Genomic DNA, 19,125 nt, shown 5'->3' with positions numbered 1-19,125 from the left:
ACCGCGCCCACCCCGCAAAAAGACGCCTGCGGGCGTCTTTTTTCTGGCCCGCGTCGGGTAAAATGTCTGTTGGCTCCAATTCGACCTGATTAAAATGACCGCAACACTGGATTCCAAGACCGTCGCGCAATACCTGGCTGACCACCCGCATTTCTTCGAAGAACACGCTAATCTGCTGGGCGAAGTAAAGCTGTCCAGCCCGCTGACGGGACGGGCCGTGTCGTTGCAAGAGCGCCAAATGGAAGTGATGCGCGAGAAATACAAGGCGCTGGAACTGCGCATGGCCGATCTGAGCCGCAATGCCCAGGAAAACCAGACCATCGCCAACCGCTTCCACAGCTGGAACCAGAAACTGCTGCAGCCGCGCGCCTTGGCCGCGCTGCCGCGCGATCTGGTGGACGGACTGAAACACAGCTTCCACGTGCCGCAAGCCACGCTGCGCCTGTTCACTCCGGCCGCCGCCTATGCCGGCGAATGGTTCGCCCAGGACGTGTCGGACGACGCGCGCCTGTTCGCCAACAGCCTGCAAGCGCCTTACTGCGGCAGCAATAACGATTTCGAGGCCGTGCGCTGGCTGGACGACGCCGCCGGCATCCAGTCCACCGTCATCATCGCCCTGCGCCAGCCGGGCAGCAAGGGCGCCGCCTTCGGCCTGCTGATCCTCGGCTCGCCCGATACCGAACGCTTCACCTCGCTGATGGCCACCGACTTCCTGGTGCATATCGGCGAAACGGCCAGCGTCGCGCTGGCCCCGCTGACGGCCTGATCCCATGAGCGCGCCGCGCGCCAAGCCGGACTGGGTGGACGCCTTCCTCGACCAGCTGGCCGCGCAGCGCAAGCTGTCCGCGCATACCGTGGCCGCCTACGGCCGCGACCTGCGCGAGCTGCACGAACTCAGCGGCGAAACGGCCTGGACCGAACTGGACCAGCACGCCATCCGCCGCTACACGGCCAAACTCCATGCGCGCGGCCTCGATCCGCGCTCGATCGCGCGCAAGCTGTCGAGCTGGCGCGGCTTTTTCGACTGGCTCAGCCGGCATGCCAGCCTGGCCGCCAACCCGGTGCAGGGCGTGCGCCCGCCGAAACGCGCCAAAACCCTGCCCAAAGCCCTGTCGGTGGACGACGCCGTGCAACTGGTGGCGACGCCGGCGCGCACGGCCGCCGCCGCCCGGGAGCCGGCCGAGCTGTGCAACCACGCCATGTTCGAGCTGCTGTATTCGAGCGGGCTGCGGGTGTCCGAGCTGACCGGCCTCGATGTGCGCTTCCACAAGGCCGAAGATGGCCAGCCCGCCTCGTCCGGCTGGCTGGAAGCCGAAAATGCCGAAGTGGTGGTCACCGGCAAGGGCGGCAAGATGCGCCGCGTGCCGGTCGGCCACGCCGCCCTGGCCGCCCTCACCGCCTGGCTGGCCGTGCGCCCGGCCGCCAGCGACGGCAGCGCCGCCCTCTTCCTCAACGAGCGTGGCCGGCGCGTCTCGCCGCGCGTGGTGCAGCTGCGCCTGGCCCGCCATGCCCAAGCCACGGGGGCGCCGGTCCACGTCCACCCGCATATGCTGCGCCATTCGTTTGCCTCGCACGTGCTGCAATCCTCGGGCGACCTGCGCGCCGTGCAGGATATGCTGGGCCACGCCAGCATCACCTCGACCCAGGTATATACCGCCCTCGATTTCCAGCATCTGGCCCAGGTTTACGACAAGGCCCATCCACGGGCTAAAATCAAGTAAGCCCGGCGGTCCAAGGCAAGCGCGCCGCCCCATCACTGAACATCAACAGATGGAGCCATGGGTACCTTTGCCGGTAACCACGTCCAGTCCGAAATAGCATGAATAGCCGTCTTCTTGCGTATAGGTGCAATCGAGATCGGCTCTTCGCCTTTGCCGGAAATCCAAAGCGGAACTACATGCATCGGCTTTTTTCACATCCGGCCCGATCTGGTCGAAAAGTTCCTTCGCCAGCGCCCCCTTGAGCATGAACGCCACTTTCCGGTCTTTGCGCGTCGGCGGCAGCATCTCCGCCAATGTGCCGCCATAGACATAGTAGTCGCCCTTAAGCATCTGGGCGCCGTAGCGACGCTCCTCTCTCTTCTCAACAGCGTGTGATAAGGGATAGAGCGCTAACGCACCGACCAAGCATACGATCCGCGCCGTCATGGACACTCCCGGATCTCGATATGAATATGGTCATCATGGCCTTTCAGAGAGCGAACGCGGCCACACGCCTGCTGCACCTTGTCATCGTTAAAAAAGACTTTGCTCACCATCGGATGCTGCAAAAACAGGCAGATCAGTTTGATTGTGGCCTCGCGATCATAGACCTTCACATCAAAGCGTGAGCAGCGCGCCGCTTCGCCTGTCAATTTGTCCTTCCGGACCGGTCGGATATCCATCTCAATACCTTTTCGGTGCCCATCGTGTTCGTATTTGCGGCCCTCGGCCAAGCTGATATTGCCGATGCCGAACTTCCGCTCATCGACGGCCTGCCACTCCCGTTCAATGAAGAAAATCAGGGACAGCAGATTAGGGTGAGCGTATTGCGCCAAGTGGCCGGTACCCCGCACATGGCCTACGTTTCCATACACGTAGTAACCGGCATCCTCGGGCGCCTGCGGCAACATGACATAGCCGCGTGAATCGCGCGGCTGGATTGGAACGCCAGTGGACATGAGCGGCCTCCTCACGCGCACCGATTACTTGCAAGGCACCACCCACCGGCGGTATTGCCGCCTGTGCCGCCACCGATTTTTTGCTGGGCGTACTTCCATTTGACCTTGGAGAAGCGCAACCCGATCTCGTCGTGCAACAGGCCGCTTTCACCCAGTACCTGTTCCACATGGGCGATCATGACGTTATCCAGCTCGACTTCGTAGTACTTCACCCGCATACCGTCGCCATCCGCTCGCATGAACTCGAGCTTGGCTTGCGGAATGGTCTTGCCCATTGAACAGGTCTGCATCAGAATGGGCGAGGCCAGATCAACCAGCTTGGAGAGGGACAAGGTGCGGTGCTCGCAGCGCTCGGCCGTGTGGCCGCCGCCCGTCGATGCCGTGGCGCTGCGGGGCTGCGTCACGCCCCAATGCGCTGCCGTCACTTCAATCCAAGTCGGGTGGGCGGAATCGGCCGACTCGCCCTTGATGCCATCAATGTACAAATATGCGTCGGTTGCCATGGTCATGCTCTCCGTAGCGTTGCTGGGAGAAATCATTCTCCAACAACACATGGCCGGATGAATTGCCCATTCGCAAGCATTCGTGATTTCAAGCGTGACCGCCCCGATTTGGCAGCGCGCCGGAAATTCCGGCATAATCGGCCGATTCTATTTGCAGCAAGGCAGACCATGGACCTGATTCCGACCACCATCCTGACCGGCTTCCTCGGCGCCGGCAAAACCACCTTGCTCAACCGCATTCTGCAGGAACAGCATGGCATGCGCATTGCCGTCATCGAGAATGAATTCGGGCAGGAAAATATCGACAACGAGATCCTGGTGCAGGAAAGCCGCGAGCAAATCGTCGAAATGAATAATGGCTGCATTTGCTGCACCGTGCGCGGCGACCTGATTATCGGCCTGTCCGATCTGGCGAAAAAGCGCGCGGCCGGCGAGCTGCAATTCGACCGCGTGGTCATCGAAACCACGGGCCTGGCCAATCCCGGCCCGGTGGCCCAGACTTTCTTTGTCGACGATGAAGTGGGCAGTAATTACTTGCTCGATGCGATTGTCACCGTGGTCGATGCGCGCCACGCCATGCAGCAATTGGACGATAACGAGGAAGCCCAGCGCCAGGTCGGTTTCGCCGACAAGATCCTGCTGTCCAAGACCGATCTGGTCGACGCCGATGCCGTCGCCGCGCTGACGGCGCGCCTGAAACGCATCAATCCGCGCGCGCCGATCGGCACTTCCGACTTCGGCCGCGCCCCGATCGCCGAGGTGCTCGACCTGCGCGGCTTCAATCTCAATGAAAAGCTCGAGCTGGACCCGGATTTCCTGGCCGCCGACGAGCACGACCATGCGCACGAGCACGAGCATGACGAACATTGCCAGCATGACCACGAACACGGCGAGCATTGCGCCCACGACCACCACCACAGCCACCACACCGATGAAATCGCCGCTTTCGTGTTTAAAAGCGAGCGCCCATTCGATCCGGAAAAGCTCGATGAATTCCTTGCCGGCCTGGTCAATGTGTACGGCCCTCGCATGTTGCGCTACAAAGGCGTATTGTTAATGCAGGGCGCGGATCGTAAAGTCGTATTCCAGGGCGTGCACCAATTGATGGGTAGCGACCTGGGCGCCAAATGGGCGGAAAATGAGGCTCGCGGCAGTAAAATGGTGTTTATTGGTAAAAATCTACCGAAAGATATCTTTATTCGCGGCCTGGAACAATGTTTGGTATAAACTAACCGGGTTTTTCTGGGGTGCCGGTTAGCCCAGCGCAAGCCGGTACAGTTGTTGGCCTTGAGAGTCCGACAGCTGAAATTTGAAAACTCTGTCGTATCGAAGGTAAGAAGTGATGACTAAAACTAATAAATCGACCTCCGCCGCTAGTCCCGACCGTATCCTCACCGACGAAGAAATTCTGGCGATGAGCGATAAGGACTACATGAACCCGGCGCAGATGGCGTTTTTCAAGGCCAAGCTCCAGGCGCTGGAAAAAGAACTGCTGAAAAATGCCGGCGAAACCACGGAACACCTGCGCGAAACCGTGCTGGTGCCGGACCCGGCCGATCGCGCCACCATCGAGGAAGAGCACGCCCTGGAGCTGCGCACCCGCGACCGCGAGCGCAAGCTGCTGAAAAAAGTGCAGCAATCCATCGTGGCCATCGATAACGGCGAATACGGCTGGTGCGAAGAAACGGGCGAGCCGATCGGCATTCCGCGCCTGATCGCCCGCCCCACCGCCACGCTGTCGCTGGAAGCCCAGCAGCGCCGCGAGCTGAAGCAGAAGCTCTACGGCGATTAAGCCGCCGCGGCCCCGCTTCCGCAGCGGCCGCCCCCCCTGCTTTGCAGCAAAAAAGCACGCCCCGCGCGTGCTTTTTTCATTTCCACGGCCGGCTTTGCGAAGCGGCGGCGGCCCTTGGGCTACACTATCTGCTCCGGGAGCGGACAAGGAAAAGCGGTGGGACTGTTTTCTCTGTTCAAAAAAAACAAGGCCGCGGAAGACCAAGCCGGCACCATGGCCGAGGACGAGGGCGAGGCCGCCGCGCGCTTGGCCGCGCATAGCGAGCTGGAGCGCCAGCGCGTCCAGCAAGAACTGCAGCGCGATATCGCGCGCGCCACCGCCATGAAGATCGACGCCATCGAGGCGGCCATGGCGGCCGACATCTTCGACGACGAGGAGATGCCCTGGGCCAGCCGCCCGGCCCGCCCGCCGCGCGCCGCCGCCATCGACGGCAATACCCTGCCCCTGCTGGACGCCGGCACCACCGAGCTGCTCGGCGAACCCGACATCCCGGCCGAGGCCGCCGCCGCCGAAACCGCGCCCGTGGTCGAGGAAGTGGCCCTGCTCTACGCCAACGGCCAAGCCGAGCTGGCCGCCGAACTGCTGGCCGCCGCCGCGCGCGACCAGCGCGACCGTACCGTGTGGTGGATGCTGTTCGACCTGTACCAGATCCTGGGCCGCCAGGACGCGTTCGACAGCCTCTCGATCGACTACGCCAGCACTTTCGAAACCTCGCCGCCGCCGTGGAATCCGCCCGCCGCGCCCGACAGCGCCGTGCCGCCGCCGGCCGGCCTGGTCCCCACCGTGGCGCTCAGCGGCATGCTCGACGCCGGCGCCGCCGCCCAGCTGGCGCGCCTGCACCCGGTCCAGGACGGCGCCATCCCGGCCGCCACCGAGCACGGTGCCGACCATACCGGCCCGCTGCGCCTCGACTGCAGCCGCGTGCGCGGCGTGACGCCCGAAGGCTGCGCCCTGTTGCTGGCCGCCTTGCGCGCCGTGCAGGCGGCCGAGCGCGAGCTGACCGTGGCCGGCGCAGCCGAGCTGGAACGCCAGGTCGGCGCCATCCTCGCCGTCGGCCGGCGCGACGAGGGCGAGGCGCCCTGGCTGCTGCGCCTGGAACTGCTGCGCCTGCAACACCGCGAAAAGGATTTCGAGGAAAGCAGCATGGATTACTGCGTCACCTTCGAGGTGTCGCCGCCGCCGTTCACGCCGCCGCAGCGCGTGGCGCTGGCGCCCGAGCAGCCGCTGGCGGCGGCCGCCGCCGACCGCTTCGTCCTGCCCTATCTGCTCGCCGGCGACGCCAGCGCCGTCATCGAAGCCATTCTCGCCTATGCTGAACAGTATCCGGCCCTGGTCTTCGACTGCGCGCGCCTGGCCCGCATCGACTATGGCGCGGCCCAGCAATTGCTCGGCGCCCTGCAAGGCCTGGGCGAGCGCAGGATAGAATTCCGGGACCTGAACCATCTGGCGGCGGCCCTGCTGCGCCTGCTGGGCGCGGGCGCCAGCGTGCGACTGTTTCCCCACAAGTATTGAACTTGCAATCCGGCGAAACAGCCCCATTTCGGCGCTGGGACGCACGCAGCGTCATAACATTGAGGCAACTATGGAACAATTTCACGGCACCACCATTCTGTGCGTGCGCCGCGGCAAGCAAGTCGCCATCGGCGGCGACGGTCAAGTCACCCTGGGCAATATCGTCATGAAGGGCACCGCGCGCAAGGTGCGCAAGCTGTACCAGGGCAAAGTGCTGTGCGGCTTCGCCGGCGGCACGGCCGACGCCTTCACCCTGCTCGACCGCTTCGAAGCCAAGCTGGAAAAGCACCAGGGCAATCTGCTGCGCGCCTCGGTCGAAATGGCCAAGGATTGGCGCACCGACCGCGTGCTGCGCCGCCTGGAAGCGATGCTGCTGGTGGCCGATAGCGAATCGACCCTGGTCATCACCGGCAACGGCGACGTGCTGGAACCGGAAGACGGCATCGGCGCCATCGGCTCGGGCGGCAGCTATGCCCTGTCGGCCGCCAAGGCGCTCTTCGAAAACACCGAGCTGGCGCCGGCCGACATCGTGAAGAAATCGCTGACCATCGCGGGTGAGCTGTGCATCTACACCAACCTCTCCCACATCATCGAAACCCTGGAAGAAAGCCCAGCATGAATATGACTCCACAGGAAATCGTCGGCGAACTCGATAAACATGTGGTCGGCCAGGCCAAGGCCAAGCGCGCGGTCGCCATCGCGCTGCGCAACCGCTGGCGCCGCCAGCAGGTGGAAGAGCCGCTGCGCCATGAGATCACGCCCAAGAATATCCTGATGATCGGCCCCACCGGCGTCGGCAAGACCGAGATCGCGCGCCGCCTGGCCAAATTGGCCGACGCGCCCTTCATCAAGGTGGAAGCAACCAAGTTCACCGAAGTCGGTTATGTGGGCCGCGACGTCGACACCATCATCCGCGACCTGATCGACATCGGCGTCAAGCAGACCCGCTCGGCCGAAATGGCCAAGGTGCGCGCGCGCGCCGAGGATGCGGCCGAAGACCGCGTGCTCGACATCCTGCTGCCGCAGCCGCGCGACTTCGGCTTCAACGCCGGCACCCAGGAAGCGCCGGCCAGCGACGCCACGCGCCAGACCTTCCGCAAGCGCCTGCGCCAGGGCGACTTGAACGACAAGGAAATCGAGATCGAGCTGGCCGAGCAAAGCCCGCAGATGGAAATCATGGCGCCGCCCGGCATGGAGGAAATGACGGAGCAGATCAAGTCCATGTTCTCCGGCATGGGCGCCGGCCGCCGCAAGGCGCGCAAGGTGCGCATCGCCGAAGCCATGAAGCTGCTGGTCGAGGAAGAGGCGGCCAAGCTGGTCAACGAAGACGAAATGAAGCAGAAAGCCATCCACAATGTGGAGCAGAACGGCATCGTCTTCCTCGACGAGGTGGACAAGATCGCCTCGCGCTCGGAGGTGGGCGGCGCCGACGTCTCGCGCGCCGGCGTGCAGCGCGACCTGCTGCCGCTGGTCGAAGGCACCACCGTCAATACCAAGTACGGCATGATCCGCACCGACCATATCCTGTTCATCGCTTCCGGCGCCTTCCACCTGGCCAAGCCCTCCGACCTGATTCCGGAACTGCAGGGCCGCTTCCCCATCCGGGTGGAACTGGAGTCGTTGTCGATCGCCGATTTCGAACGCATCCTGACCAGCACCGACGCCTGCCTGACCAAGCAGTACCAGGCCTTGCTGGCGACCGAGGACGTGCAGATCGACTTCACGCCGGACGGCATCACGCGCCTGGCCGAGATTTCGCACCAGGTCAACGAGCGCACCGAAAACATCGGCGCGCGCCGCCTCTACACCGTGATGGAAAAGCTGCTCGAAGAGATTTCCTTCAGCGCCACCGAAACGGGCGAGAAGCTGCTGCTGATCGACGCCGCCTACGTCAACCAGCGCCTGGACGCGCTGGCCGTCAACGAAGACTTGTCGCGCTACGTGCTGTAATGGCGAACAAGGCCCTGGCGACCCGGCAGAAAATGCGCATCCGCATCGAGCCGTCGCAAACCTTCGGCAAGCCGCGCAATCCGTTTGCGGGGCTGGCCAAGGCGCGCGCGTCCGGGCCGCATGGCAAGAGCAAGGGCGCGCAGCGCCAGGCCGACAAGCAGGCCTTGAAGAAAATCGATCCATTCAAGAAACCCGAGTAAATCCGGGCGAAAAAAGAAAGGGGCAGGCGGAAACGCCTGCCCCTTTCTTCTTACCAGATCGGGCCGAGGAAGAGATACAGCGACTGGTAACCGCCCTTGGTGGCGCCGCCGCCCAGATAGATCGGGCCGGCGCGCGTGTCGAGCGAGAGGAAGACGCTGCCGGCCTGCATCACCGAGCGGCTGCGCACGCCGTTCACGCCTTCGAAGCCGCCGCCCGCCTCCAGCGAGAAGCCGACGCGCACATCATTGCCCAGGGTGTCGAAGCGGCGCGCCATCACCACCCGGCTGAAGGCCACGGTGCGGCCCTGCACCGATTCGGCCGGCGTGCCGGACAGGCGCATGAAGCCGCCCAGATTGAGCGGCGCCGCGCCGCTCCTGGCGCGCGCCCATTCGCCGTACACATGGCCGCTCCACGGTCCATAGGTGAAGGCGCGCATGGCCGTGACGGCGGAGGTGGCGGTGGTCAGCGCGGCGTCTTCGCCGATGGGGCGCGAGTAAGTCGCGTCGAGCAGGGTGCCGCGCGTGGGGAAGGCCAGGGAATCGACCGTGTCAACGCGGAAGCGCAGGAAATAGGCGGTGCCGAACACCGAATCGAAGGGCAGCTTCAAGTCTTCCGGCACAGCCACCCGGCCGTGGAAGCTCTGGCGCGTGACGCCGGCCTGGATATCGCCCCAGTTGCCCAGCTCCCGTCCCAGGCTGACCTGGGCGCTGCGCTTGCTGTAGGTGAGGCGGGCCATGCGCCGGCCATCGTTGAACAGATCGGCCCCGGTCGAGTTGTATTGCAGCGTGGGCGAGAGGTACCAGCGCGAACCCTCGCCCAGCGGCTGCCAGAACTGCACGCCGAGTGCGCGCTCCTTGCCGATGCGCAGATCGGTCCGCAGTTCGCCGCCCCAGCGGTTCAGCGAGGAGCTCACGTGCAGCAGCTTGAGCGCGAAGCTGTTACTGTCCTGGAAGTCGCTTTGCAGTTCGAGGCCGACGCGCACGCGGTTGCGCGTCCATTCCGCCTCGCTGGTGCGGATCAGTACATTGCGCTCGCCGAAGCGGTCGTGGATTTCCGTTTCGACGCGGGCCAGGTCGCCGCGTCCATACAGGCTGGCGGCGGCGTCGCGGATCTGCGCCTTGGTGAAGGGCTGGCCCTCCACCAGGCCGCTCTGGGCGCGCAGGATGGCGGGATTGATCTCGCCCTGCCCGGCGATCTCCACCTTGCCCAGCGGGCGCGCATGGTCGTCCAGGGCGGGCGCGGCCAGACGGCGGCGCTCGAAGGCAATGAACTCGCTATCGCTCAATGCCAGGCGGGCCAGGCGCGGCGCCAGCGCGCGCGCCGCCGCCATGCCGGCCTTCATGGCGTTGTCGTGCAGCTCGAAGTCGAGGAAGCTGATGCCGCTCAGGTCGGGCGCGACCAGGATGTCCTCGGGCCGCAATTCCTTCAGCGAGCGCTGGACATTCTGCTCGGTCAGGATCTGCAGCATCTGGTTGGCGACGTCGAGCGCGCTATCGAGTTCCGACTCCGGCGCCAGCGGCGTGCCAACGTTGACGGCGATGACCACGTCGGCGCCCATATCGCGCGCCAGGTCGACCGGCAGATTGCGTACCAGGCCGCCATCAACCACCAAGCGGTGGTTGATGCGCACCGGCGCGAACACGCCCGGCACGGCCAGCGAGGCGCGCATGCTCAGGAACAGCGGCGTGTCCTTCAGGTCCACCAGCTCGCCCGTCACCAGGTCGGAGGCGACCGAGCGGAAGGGCAGCGGCAGCTGGTCCACCGCGATATTGCGGGTGCCGGACGGCAGCAGGCGTTCCAGCGCCATCTCCAACGCGGCGTTGCTGGCGGCGGCCGGCGGCAGGGTCGCGCCCTTTTTGCTGATGCCGAATTCGAGGCGGGACGCCAGGCGCACGTCTTCCTCGCGGCGGCGGAAACTCAGCTCGTCGCGTGGCGAGCGGTCAGCCATCACGCGGTTCCAGTCGGTCTTGCGCGCCAGGTGCTCAAGTTCCTCGACCGAGGCGCCGGCGGCAAACGCGCCGCCCACCACGCTGCCCATACTGGTGCCGACCACGATGTCGATCGGCACCTTCATTTCCTGCAGCACGCGCAGCACGCCGATATGGGCGAAGCCGCGCGCGCCGCCGCCGGACAGCACCAGCGCCACGCGCGGGCGCTTGCCATCCGCCGGCGCCTGCCGCGCAGATTGCGCCGGGGCCGATGCCGTCGGCACGGCCAGGGGCAGCAGCACCGGCTCGCCCACCGGCGTGGCCGTGCGCGGCAGCGGCATGGGCGGCAGCAGCACGGCGTCCGGCCGGGTCTGGGCTTCAACGGGGATTTGGGCGCGGGTGGGCGCTGCCAGCGCCAGGGCGCAGCACAGCAGCAGGAAGCGGAACGGCTTCATGGGGCTCTCCAGATGGTCAGCAGAGTGGCCTGCATGTCGGGGTGGGGCATGCCAGCCCGGCCGGGCGGCCGGGCTGCGCGGAGCAGGCTTACTGCAGCTGCGGCGGCGCGTTGCCGGGCGGCGGCGTGACCACGCGCTGCGGCGGCGCGGTCAGGATCGGACCGGGCGTAGGTTCGGCCGGGCCGCCCGTCATCGGCGACTGCGGCTGCACATTCGGCGGTGGCGACATCGGCTGGCCGGGCTGGCCCGGCAGCGGCGGCGCCAGCGAGGCCGAGGGCGCGCTATCCACCGGCATCAGGTCGACGCGCTTTTGCACGCCGCCTTCCTGCAGCAGCACGAAGCGCGGCTGCACTTCCTTCACCGTCACGCCGGACACCACCTCGGCGCCCACCGGGAAGGCCTTGGCCGGCTGGCTGTCGGTGGCGATGATGGCCACGCTGCCGCGACCATTGGCCGCCGCCACCACGCCGCGCAACTGGTAGCTACTGGCCGCGGCCACCGCGACCTCGCCGCCGAACAGGCCGCGCGCGCTGTCGATCTGCGGGCCGGGCGCCGCCTGCACCGGCGGCGCGGCGATGGGACGCTGCTGCGGCTTATACAGTTGCAGGCCCCAGTAAGCCAGCGAGGCCGATAAAGCCGCCACCGCGGCCACCGTGCTAATCAAGGGCAAACGCTTCAATTCTTTTCTCCAGTATCAGCGCACCAGCTGATTGATTTCGATAATGGGCATCAGCACCGCCAGCACGATCAGCAGCACCACCAGGCCCATGGTCAGGATCAGGGCCGGCTCCAGCAAGCCGGCGATGGTCAGGGTCCGCCGTTCCAGGTCCGCTTCCTGCGCGGTGGCCGCGCGTTCCAGCATGCTCGGCAGCTCGCCGGTGATTTCGCCGGCCCGTATCATATGCACCAGCATGGGCGGGAAATGCTTCTGCGCCGACAGCGCGCGCGCCAGGCTGACGCCTTCGCGCACGGCGTCGCTGGCTTCCTGCACTAGGTTTTTCATGGCCACGTTGTTGAGCGTATCGCGGCTGGTCTCCAGCGCGCGCAGGATCGGCACGCCGGAACCGGTGGTGATCGCCAGCGTGCTGGCGAAACGCGCCGTGTTCAGGCTGCGTTCGAACTTGCCGTACAGCGGCGCGGTCAGCAACCAGGTATGCCAGCGCGTCTTGAGCGCGATATTCTGCAGCGCGCGGCGCCAGGCCCACCAGGCGCCGCCCAGCGCCACCGCCACCAGGATGCCGTAGTGGCGGGTGAAATCGGACACCGCCAGCATCATCACCGTCAGGAAGGGCAGCTTCTGCTTGGTGTTGGCGAACACCGAGACGATCTGCGGCACCACATAGGTCAGCAGGAAGATGACGATGGCGAAAGCCACCACGGTCACGATGCCCGGATAGAGGAAGGCCAGCTTGACCTTCTGCATCAGGGCATTGCGCCGCTCGATATAGTCGGCCAGGCGCGACAGCACGCGCGAGAGCTGGCCGATCTGCTCGCCCGAGGCCACCAGCGCGCGGTAGATCTCCGGGAAGTCGCGCGGATGGCGACTCAGCGCGTCGGACAGCGAGGAGCCGCCCATCACTTCGGAGCGGATGGAGGCGATCAGGTCGCGCACATAGGTGCGTTCGGCCTGCTCCAGCAAGGCGGTAAACGCCTGCTCCAACGGCAGGCCCGCTTCCAGCAGGCTGGCCAGCTGGCGCGTGAACAGGGCTTGTTCGACGGTGCTCAGGCGCTCGCCCAGGCCGCGCCGGGTGGCTGTGCCGCTGGCGTCCACCTGGGCCGCGATGGCGTCCACCTTGATCGGCACCAGGCCTTGCGCGCGCAGGTCGGAGCGCGCCGAACGCGCGCTGTCGGCATTGACCACGCCTTTCCGGGTGGCGCCGCCCGCATCCACGGCTTCATAACGGAAGGCTGGCATGGTTTAGTCCTTGGTAACGCGCAGCAGCTCGGCCGGCGTGGTGGTGCCGTTCGCCAGCCAGCGTTCGCCGTCCTGGCGCATGGTGAGCATGCCGTCGCTTTGGGCCACGGTGCGGATCTCGGCCTCGGACGAACGGTCGTGGATCTGGGCGCGGATCTGTTCCGTGGTCTGCAGCAGCTCATAGATGCCGACCCGGCCCTGGTAGCCCGTGTTGCCGCATTGCTCGCAGCCGACGGCGCGCCACTCGCCATGCTCGAAGCTCTTGCAGGCGCCGCACAGCTTGCGCACCAGGCGCTGGGCCAGTACGCCCAGCAGCGAGGACGAGAGCAGGAACGGTTCGATGCCCATGTCCAGCAGACGGGTGACGGCGGCGGCCGAATCGTTGGTGTGCAAGGTGGCCAGCACCAGGTGGCCGGTGAGCGACGCCTGCACCGCGATCTGCGCCGTTTCCAGGTCACGGATCTCGCCGATCATGATCACGTCCGGGTCCTGGCGCAGGATGGCGCGCAGGGCCTTGGCGAAGGTCATGTCGATGCGGGCGTTGACCTGGGTCTGGCCGACGCCGGGCAGGTCGTACTCGACCGGATCTTCCACCGTCATGATATTGGTGGTGCTGGAATTGAGCAGGGACAGGGCGGCGTACAAGGTGGTGGTCTTGCCGGAGCCGGTCGGGCCGGTCACCAGCACGATGCCGTGCGGCTGCTTGAGCAGGCCGTTGAACTGGCCCAGCATGCCGTCGCTCATGCCCAGGTGCTGCAGGTCGAGGCGGCCCGCTTCCTTGTCCAGCAGACGCAATACGGCGCGTTCGCCGTGGCCGGTCGGCAGGGTCGAGACCCGCACGTCGACCGGCTTGCCGCCCACGCGCAGGGTGATGCGGCCGTCCTGCGGCAGGCGCTTCTCGGCGATGTCCAGCTGGGCCATGATCTTGATGCGCGAAATCAGCGAGCCGTGGATGGCTTTGCGCGGCCGCACGATGTCGCGCAGGGCGCCGTCGACGCGGAAGCGCACCACCGACGTCTGCTCGAATGGCTCGATGTGGATGTCCGAGGCGCCGTCGCGCAGCGCTTGCGTCAGCAGCGCGTTGATCATGCGGATCACGGGCGCGTCGTCCGACGATTCCAGCAAGTCCTCGATGGCCGGCACGTCCTGCAGCAATTTGGTCAGGTCGAGATCGGCGTCGAATTCGTCGGCCACCTGCGAGACGTCGCCGCCGGCGCCGGCATAGGCGCCGGCGATGGCGGCGTCCAGGTCGGCGCGCGGCAGGGTCTTGATGCGGATGCGGCCGAAACGGCGCGACACTTCGGCGATGGCGGCCGGCGCGGTGGCGCCGCACACCAGCACATCAACCGTGTGCTCGGCTTCCTCGCCGGGCCGGGCCAGCAGCAGGAAGTCGCGGGCGAAGGCGAAAGGCAGGAGGTTGCTCATTATTTGCGCTGGCCCGCGTCGGTTGGGGTGGTGGGCTGGGTGGCCGGCACGGCGGCGCCGGGCGCGGTGTTGCCGCGCTGCGGCTGCGGCGGCAGGGCCGGCACCGGCGAGGCCAACATGCCTTGACCGGCGGTCGGCTGGCCATCCTGCAGCACCGGCAGCAGCGGACGGCCGACATCCTTCAGCAGCAAGGTGTCGTTCGGCTTGTATTCCTGCTCCGAGGTCCGCATATAATCGTAACGGTCGGTGGTCAGGCTGATGCTTTGCTCGCGGCTGCGCACCACCACAGGACGCAGGAAGATCATCAGATTGGTCTTCTTGCGGCCGCGGTTCTGGTACTTGAACAGATTGCCGATCACGGGGATGTCGCCCAGGCCGCGCACCTTCTCCACATTGTCGTTGGTCTTGTCTTCGATCAGGCCGCCCAGCACGATGATCTGGCCGTCATCGGCGATCACATTGTTTTCCAGGGTGCGCGTGTTCAGCGTCAAGCCATTGGTGACCGGGGCCGAGCCGTCCACCGAGGAAGTCTCGTGATAGATGGCCAGCTTCACGGTGCCGCCCTCGGAAATTTGCGGCCGCACCTTCAGCGTCACGCCGATATCCTTGCGGTCGATGGTCTGGAAGGGGTTGCTGTTGGTGCCCGAGGACGTGGTGAACTGGCCGGTCAGGATCGGCACGTTCTGGCCGACGCGGATCATGGCCAGCTCATTATCGAGCGTCAGCATATTCGGCGTGGACAGGATATTGGCGTTGCCGTCGTTCTCCAGCGTATGCGCCACGGCGCCCAGTCCCAGCTTGCCGTCGGCCAGCTGCTTGAACACGCCGATGGTCAGGCCGTTGCCCGGCGGAGCCAGCTTGCCGGCGCGCGAGCCGGCGTACAAAGTGGCCAGATTATTGGGGCCGGCAGTCATGGTCTGCAGACCGCCGATGCGGTAAGTGCTCTTCTCGTTGCCGCTCAAGCCCACCCACTGCACACCGAACTCGGACGCCTTCTCGGCGCTCAGCTCGACGATCAGCGCTTCGATATACACCTGGGCGCGGCGCATATCGAGCTGGTCGATCACGGCGCGCAGATTGCGGTAGACCGCATCGGGCGCGGTGATGATCAGGGTGTTGGTCGAGGCGTCGGCCTGGATGAAGCCAGCGCCGCCGGTCGAACCCTGGCTGCGGTTGCCGCCGCCGGTCAGCGCCGGGTTGGTCGGGCCGCCGGTACCGCCGCTGCCGCCCTGGTTAAAGCTGCTGCCCTGCGTGTTCTGGCCCTGCTGGCTCCCTTGCTGCGACAGGCTGCCCGCCGCGCTGGCGGCGTTGCCGCTCAAGCCGCCGGCCGAGCTGTCGCCCGCCATCACGGCGCGCAGGGTTTCGGCCAGCTTCACCGCCTCCGCATTCTTCAGGTAGACCACGTGCACATTGCCCAGCTCCGTGGTGGGCTGGTCCAGTTTCGCGATCAGCGACTTGGCCAAGTTGGCGCGCGCCGCCGACGGCGCGCGCAGCACCAGGGAATTGGTGCGCGGATCGGCCAGTACGGTGACTTTGCCGCTGTCGCCGCCGGAGCCGGCGCTCGGTTCCATCAGCTTGTTGATCATGGTCGCCAGGTCGCTGGCGATGGCGTGGCGCACCGGGATCACGTCCAGGTCGGTGGCGGCCGGCGCATCGAGGGCGGCGATGATCTTGGACAGGCGCTTCAGATTGTCGGCGTAGTCGGTGATGACCACGGTGTTGTTGCCCGGGTTGGCGTTGATGGTGTTGTTCGGCGTGATCAGGGGGCGCAGCACCGTCACCACATTAGTGGCCGCCTCGTAATTCAGGTGGAAGACCTGGGTCGCCACCTGGTCGCCTTTGAGCACGGCGCCGCCGGTGCCGATCTGGGTCGGGCTGGCCTGCAGCTTGGCTTCCGCTTCCGGCACCACCTTGGCATAGCCGTCGCCGCTGACGATGGCGAAGCCTTGCAGGCGCAGCGCGGAAGTGAGCAGGCTGAATGCCTGCGACTTGCTGATCGATTTTTCCGACACCAGGGTCAGCGTCCCCTTCACGCGCGGGTCGATCAGGAAGGTGATATTGGTGTAGTGGCCGACCGCCTTGATGACGGACTCGATATCCGCATTGACGAAGTTCAGCGCCGCCTCATCGTTGGGGGCGGCCCATACCGGCGCCACGGTGGGCGCCATCGCGCAGCACAGCAGCACGGCAGCACTCAGGCGGCGCAGGGCGGGAATGGTGTGTTTGCTAGCAGACTGTTTTTTCATTTTTATCTGAACTCTAATGCGATGATGTTTTTACCGCCAACCATACGGCGCTGGCCCAGAAGGTTAAGCAGATTGCCCAGGGTTTCTTCATATCCGCCGGCCGCTTCGGCCTGACCGGAAAATTGCAGGCGGCCCTGATTCAGGCTGCCGGAACCGCTCAACAGCAGCGGTCCTTTGACGGAACTCAGTGCCAGGCCGGCGTTCTGGCCCTGCCAATCCAGCGCCAGCTGGTAGCTGCCCAGCGGCCGGATCGGCGACAGGCGCGACGACATGTCCTGCATCTCCAGCGTGGTGCGGCCGTTCACGGCCAACTGCTGGCCGTTCAGGGCCAGCTCCAGCGCCGTCCACGACAGACGCATCTGGCCGCTCGGCGCCAGGGTATTCAAGGGCGCGCCCAGGCCAGCCAGGCCATCGGCCGGCAGGTTCAGGGCGGCGGGGCTGAGCCGCCACTGCTTCCAGCCGCCGCGGAAATTCACGGGCTGGCTCAGCGCCTCCGGGTTTTCCAGCACCAGATCGACACTGCCGAACAGCACCAGCGGCGAAATCTTCCAGCTGAAGCGGCCCGGCAGCAGCGGCGTTACCGCCCCCTTGCCGCTGGCCGCCCCGCCCAGAAAGGCCGAACCGCGCCACAGCGTACCTTGCGCGTCGCCCAAGGTCAAACGTCCACCGCTCTGCTCTTCCACCAGTTGCGCCACCCAGCTGGCCGGGAAGCACACCAGCACCGTCGCCAGCACGCTCCCCACCACCGCCAGCAACCATAAAACCAGACGCTTCATCGGGCCGCGCCGCTCTGATGCAGCGTCACCGCCGCATCCACCATGCCGGCCGTGCTTTGCGCCGTGACCGTGGTCTCCTGCACGGTCAGCTGATTCTCGCGGCGCATGGCGTCCAGCCAGGTCACCAGGCCGGCAAAGGCCACGCCCTTGAATTCCAGCTTGGCATACTCGCCCGTGACCATCACGTTCTGCGCCGTCAGGCCGCGCGCCTGCAAGCTGGTGTTGATGCTTTCACGCGACATCGGCGCCGGCGGCACGGACGGCTGGCCATTCAGGGCCGCCGCTTCCACCGCCAAGGCCTGCAGCTCGGCGGCCTGCTGGCGCAGCTCGGGCAATTCCTTGTTGAGTTTCGCGCGTCCGCTCAGGGCAGGATCGACCAGCAGCACATAGAACAGGGCCAGGCCCACCACCGCGCCGCCGATGGTCAACAGCTTGCGCTCCTGCTCCGTGCGCGCATTCCAGAACTCGCCAGCCCGCGCTTGATATTGGGCCAGGCTAGTGCGCAATGAACTCATGATTTTCCTCCGGCGCTGATCTTCCAGATGCCCGGCGCGGTTTCGGTCAGCGCCAGCTTGCGCCCGGCCAGCGCGGCTTTGACCTGGGCCAGGCCGTTGGCGTCCACGCTGTCCGGCTTGAGTTTGACGGTCAGGCTGCGTTCGCGGTATTCGATGCTGGCGGCGATATCGTGGCGCGCCAGGCCGGCCAGCGCTTCGCCGAAAGCGGCGCTGAGGGCGGTGAACTCGTCGGGCGCGACCTCGCCGCTATTGGCCTTGGCCAGCGCGATGTTCTTGCGCATCTGGGCCGCCGGGTCGAGGATCACCGCCTCTTTCGGATAGGCGGCGCGGAAGGTCTGGGTCATGGCCTGGCGCACCGAGTCGGCCTCGCGCTTCAGGCGCAGCCACTCGATATTCATGCCCGCCACATTCACCAGCACGGCCAGCGCGGCAATGCGCAACGGCCAGCGCCAGCGCTGCCATTTGCGCGCCTGGGTGCCGCTCAGCGCGGACAGGCCAAGCGCCAGGTCGAGCTGCAGGCCGCGCGCGGCGGCGATCCAGTGCGCCCAGTGTTCTTCTTCCAGCGTGATGCCGGGATGGTTGGCCAGCAGCGGCTCGTACTGGGCGCGCAGGGCGGCCGGCAGATACAGCGTGATCGGGGTGTCGCCGGCCAAGGCGCGCAGGGTGTGCAGGGCGTTGTCGGCGTCGATGGCGACGGTCATGCCCAGCCCCTGGTATTGGGACTGGCGCAGCGCCAGCTCCAGCGCGCCGTCGGCCGGTGTCAGCGCGGCCGAGACGGCGCCCGGCTGCAAAGGCAGGCAAAGCTGGGCCGGCAGGGCCGAGACGCTGTGCGCGCCCTGCGCCACCACGGCCTGCACCAGCACCTCCAGCCAGGCGCGCTGCGCCACGGCCACGGTGCGTTCGCTTTCCTCGGCCTGGGCCGGGGCGATCGCCAGCGCGCAGTCGGCCGGGTCGCCCAGCACCTGTTCTTCGACCAAGCCGGGCAAGGCCGCTTTCAAACGCGCGCCGCTCAGCGGCGGCACTTTCACGCGCAGCAGGCTGACGTCGGAAGCGGCCAGCAGCAGCACCACGCGGCGCGCGCCGGCCACCACGCTGGCCAGGTTGCCGGGCGCGCCCGCGCCCTGCTGCATCACATTGCCGCCCTCGCCCACCAGCGCGAACTGGCAGTTGTGCAGCGCGCCGCTGTCGGCGGCACTGCGGGCCGGATAGCGTATGTATAGAGTTGTCAAAGAATCTCGCTTTCGTTGA

19 protein-coding genes are annotated in these 19,125 nt (G+C 66.2%); 8 read left to right on the top strand and 11 right to left on the bottom strand.

Features of this window, described 5'->3' with window-relative positions; all coding sequences use genetic code 11:
* Positions 1–94: 94 nt before the first annotated feature.
* Both FHS03_RS24745 and xerC read left to right on the top strand, forming a co-directional pair.
* Positions 95–766 (top strand): DUF484 family protein, encoded by a 672-nt coding sequence (locus FHS03_RS24745; RefSeq protein ID WP_183443579.1) that lies wholly within the window; start codon positions 95–97, stop codon positions 764–766.
* A 4-nt stretch (positions 767–770) separates the two neighbouring features.
* Positions 771–1,721, top strand: a complete 951-nt coding sequence (gene xerC, locus FHS03_RS24740; RefSeq protein ID WP_183443578.1) for a tyrosine recombinase XerC — start codon at positions 771–773, stop codon at positions 1,719–1,721.
* Between the two features lie 42 nt (positions 1,722–1,763).
* On the opposite strand, the gene FHS03_RS24735 is transcribed toward xerC, so the two are convergent.
* The 3 genes from FHS03_RS24735 to FHS03_RS24725 are packed head-to-tail and all read right to left on the bottom strand — an operon-like array spanning position 1,764 to position 3,162.
* Positions 1,764–2,147: a hypothetical protein gene (locus FHS03_RS24735; RefSeq protein ID WP_183443577.1), complete on the bottom strand. Its 384-nt coding sequence runs from the start codon at positions 2,145–2,147 to the stop codon at positions 1,764–1,766.
* On the bottom strand, positions 2,144–2,659 hold the full coding sequence (locus FHS03_RS24730) for a M74 family metallopeptidase (protein WP_183443576.1): 516 nt from the start codon (positions 2,657–2,659) through the stop codon (positions 2,144–2,146). Before FHS03_RS24730 ends, FHS03_RS24735 begins: the two co-directional genes overlap by 4 nt.
* An 11-nt stretch (positions 2,660–2,670) precedes the next feature.
* Positions 2,671–3,162, bottom strand: coding sequence for an Hcp family type VI secretion system effector (locus tag FHS03_RS24725; RefSeq protein WP_183443575.1), 492 nt, complete (start codon positions 3,160–3,162; stop codon positions 2,671–2,673).
* Between the two features lie 168 nt (positions 3,163–3,330).
* Between FHS03_RS24725 and FHS03_RS24720 the strand changes: the two genes are divergently transcribed.
* From FHS03_RS24720 to FHS03_RS24695, 6 genes are all read left to right on the top strand, one after another.
* Positions 3,331–4,389, top strand: a complete 1,059-nt coding sequence (locus FHS03_RS24720) for a CobW family GTP-binding protein (protein ID WP_183443574.1) — start codon at positions 3,331–3,333, stop codon at positions 4,387–4,389.
* A gap of 115 nt (positions 4,390–4,504) precedes the next feature.
* Entirely contained in the window at positions 4,505–4,954 is a 450-nt protein-coding gene (gene dksA / locus FHS03_RS24715) for an RNA polymerase-binding protein DksA (RefSeq protein ID WP_183443573.1), read from the top strand.
* A gap of 156 nt (positions 4,955–5,110) precedes the next feature.
* Positions 5,111–6,466, top strand: a complete 1,356-nt coding sequence (locus FHS03_RS24710) for a hypothetical protein (RefSeq protein ID WP_183443572.1) — start codon at positions 5,111–5,113, stop codon at positions 6,464–6,466.
* A gap of 70 nt (positions 6,467–6,536) precedes the next feature.
* Complete coding sequence (gene hslV, locus FHS03_RS24705; protein WP_176345402.1) at positions 6,537–7,085, top strand: ATP-dependent protease subunit HslV; 549 nt, start codon at positions 6,537–6,539, stop codon at positions 7,083–7,085.
* Entirely contained in the window at positions 7,082–8,416 is a 1,335-nt protein-coding gene (hslU, locus tag FHS03_RS24700) for an ATP-dependent protease ATPase subunit HslU (RefSeq protein ID WP_183443571.1), read from the top strand. The genes hslV and hslU overlap by 4 nt, the downstream gene beginning before the upstream one ends.
* Positions 8,416–8,616: a hypothetical protein gene (locus FHS03_RS24695; protein WP_183443570.1), complete on the top strand. Its 201-nt coding sequence runs from the start codon at positions 8,416–8,418 to the stop codon at positions 8,614–8,616. Before hslU ends, FHS03_RS24695 begins: the two co-directional genes overlap by 1 nt.
* A 50-nt stretch (positions 8,617–8,666) precedes the next feature.
* On the opposite strand, the gene FHS03_RS24690 is transcribed toward FHS03_RS24695, so the two are convergent.
* From FHS03_RS24690 to gspL, 8 genes are all read right to left on the bottom strand, one after another.
* On the bottom strand, positions 8,667–11,000 hold the full coding sequence (locus tag FHS03_RS24690) for a patatin-like phospholipase family protein (RefSeq protein WP_229426403.1): 2,334 nt from the start codon (positions 10,998–11,000) through the stop codon (positions 8,667–8,669).
* Between the two features lie 88 nt (positions 11,001–11,088).
* Positions 11,089–11,679, bottom strand: coding sequence for a type II secretion system protein N (locus FHS03_RS24685; RefSeq protein ID WP_183443569.1), 591 nt, complete (start codon positions 11,677–11,679; stop codon positions 11,089–11,091).
* A 15-nt stretch (positions 11,680–11,694) separates the two neighbouring features.
* Positions 11,695–12,915, bottom strand: a complete 1,221-nt coding sequence (gspF, locus tag FHS03_RS24680) for a type II secretion system inner membrane protein GspF (RefSeq protein ID WP_183443568.1) — start codon at positions 12,913–12,915, stop codon at positions 11,695–11,697.
* Between the two features lie 3 nt (positions 12,916–12,918).
* Positions 12,919–14,340 carry a type II secretion system ATPase GspE gene (gspE, locus tag FHS03_RS24675; protein ID WP_183443567.1) on the bottom strand — a complete coding sequence of 474 codons (1,422 nt, stop codon included), beginning with the start codon at positions 14,338–14,340 and terminating at the stop codon, positions 12,919–12,921.
* Positions 14,340–16,586 (bottom strand): type II secretion system secretin GspD, encoded by a 2,247-nt coding sequence (gene gspD, locus FHS03_RS24670; protein ID WP_183443566.1) that lies wholly within the window; start codon positions 16,584–16,586, stop codon positions 14,340–14,342. Before gspD ends, gspE begins: the two co-directional genes overlap by 1 nt.
* 2 nt (positions 16,587–16,588) lie before the next feature.
* Positions 16,589–17,362 carry a type II secretion system protein N gene (gene gspN, locus FHS03_RS24665; RefSeq protein WP_183443565.1) on the bottom strand — a complete coding sequence of 258 codons (774 nt, stop codon included), beginning with the start codon at positions 17,360–17,362 and terminating at the stop codon, positions 16,589–16,591.
* Complete coding sequence (locus tag FHS03_RS24660; RefSeq protein WP_183443564.1) at positions 17,359–17,877, bottom strand: type II secretion system protein M; 519 nt, start codon at positions 17,875–17,877, stop codon at positions 17,359–17,361. The genes gspN and FHS03_RS24660 overlap by 4 nt, the downstream gene beginning before the upstream one ends.
* Positions 17,874–19,106, bottom strand: a complete 1,233-nt coding sequence (gspL, locus tag FHS03_RS24655; protein ID WP_183443563.1) for a type II secretion system protein GspL — start codon at positions 19,104–19,106, stop codon at positions 17,874–17,876. The genes FHS03_RS24660 and gspL overlap by 4 nt, the downstream gene beginning before the upstream one ends.
* Positions 19,107–19,125 lie beyond the last annotated feature (19 nt).

Source organism: Pseudoduganella violacea, assembly GCF_014191875.1.
Classification (GTDB): Bacteria; Pseudomonadota; Gammaproteobacteria; order Burkholderiales; family Burkholderiaceae_D; genus Rugamonas; species Rugamonas violacea_A.
The sequence above is the reverse complement of the archived record's forward strand: the minus strand, read 5'-3'. Positions and strand labels throughout refer to the sequence as shown.

Coding starts and splice junctions, on each gene's coding strand:
- FHS03_RS24745 (WP_183443579.1), top strand. CDS start 95: ATGACCGCAACACTGGATTCCAAGACCGTCGCGCAATACCTGGCTGAC.
- xerC (WP_183443578.1), top strand. CDS start 771: ATGAGCGCGCCGCGCGCCAAGCCGGACTGGGTGGACGCCTTCCTCGAC.
- FHS03_RS24735 (WP_183443577.1), bottom strand. CDS start 2,147: ATGACGGCGCGGATCGTATGCTTGGTCGGTGCGTTAGCGCTCTATCCC.
- FHS03_RS24730 (WP_183443576.1), bottom strand. CDS start 2,659: ATGTCCACTGGCGTTCCAATCCAGCCGCGCGATTCACGCGGCTATGTC.
- FHS03_RS24725 (WP_183443575.1), bottom strand. CDS start 3,162: ATGGCAACCGACGCATATTTGTACATTGATGGCATCAAGGGCGAGTCG.
- FHS03_RS24720 (WP_183443574.1), top strand. CDS start 3,331: ATGGACCTGATTCCGACCACCATCCTGACCGGCTTCCTCGGCGCCGGC.
- dksA (WP_183443573.1), top strand. CDS start 4,505: ATGACTAAAACTAATAAATCGACCTCCGCCGCTAGTCCCGACCGTATC.
- hslV (WP_176345402.1), top strand. CDS start 6,537: ATGGAACAATTTCACGGCACCACCATTCTGTGCGTGCGCCGCGGCAAG.
- hslU (WP_183443571.1), top strand. CDS start 7,082: ATGAATATGACTCCACAGGAAATCGTCGGCGAACTCGATAAACATGTG.
- FHS03_RS24695 (WP_183443570.1), top strand. CDS start 8,416: ATGGCGAACAAGGCCCTGGCGACCCGGCAGAAAATGCGCATCCGCATC.
- FHS03_RS24690 (WP_229426403.1), bottom strand. CDS start 11,000: ATGAAGCCGTTCCGCTTCCTGCTGCTGTGCTGCGCCCTGGCGCTGGCA.
- gspF (WP_183443568.1), bottom strand. CDS start 12,915: ATGCCAGCCTTCCGTTATGAAGCCGTGGATGCGGGCGGCGCCACCCGG.
- gspE (WP_183443567.1), bottom strand. CDS start 14,340: ATGAGCAACCTCCTGCCTTTCGCCTTCGCCCGCGACTTCCTGCTGCTG.
- gspD (WP_183443566.1), bottom strand. CDS start 16,586: ATGAAAAAACAGTCTGCTAGCAAACACACCATTCCCGCCCTGCGCCGC.
- gspN (WP_183443565.1), bottom strand. CDS start 17,362: ATGAAGCGTCTGGTTTTATGGTTGCTGGCGGTGGTGGGGAGCGTGCTG.
- FHS03_RS24660 (WP_183443564.1), bottom strand. CDS start 17,877: ATGAGTTCATTGCGCACTAGCCTGGCCCAATATCAAGCGCGGGCTGGC.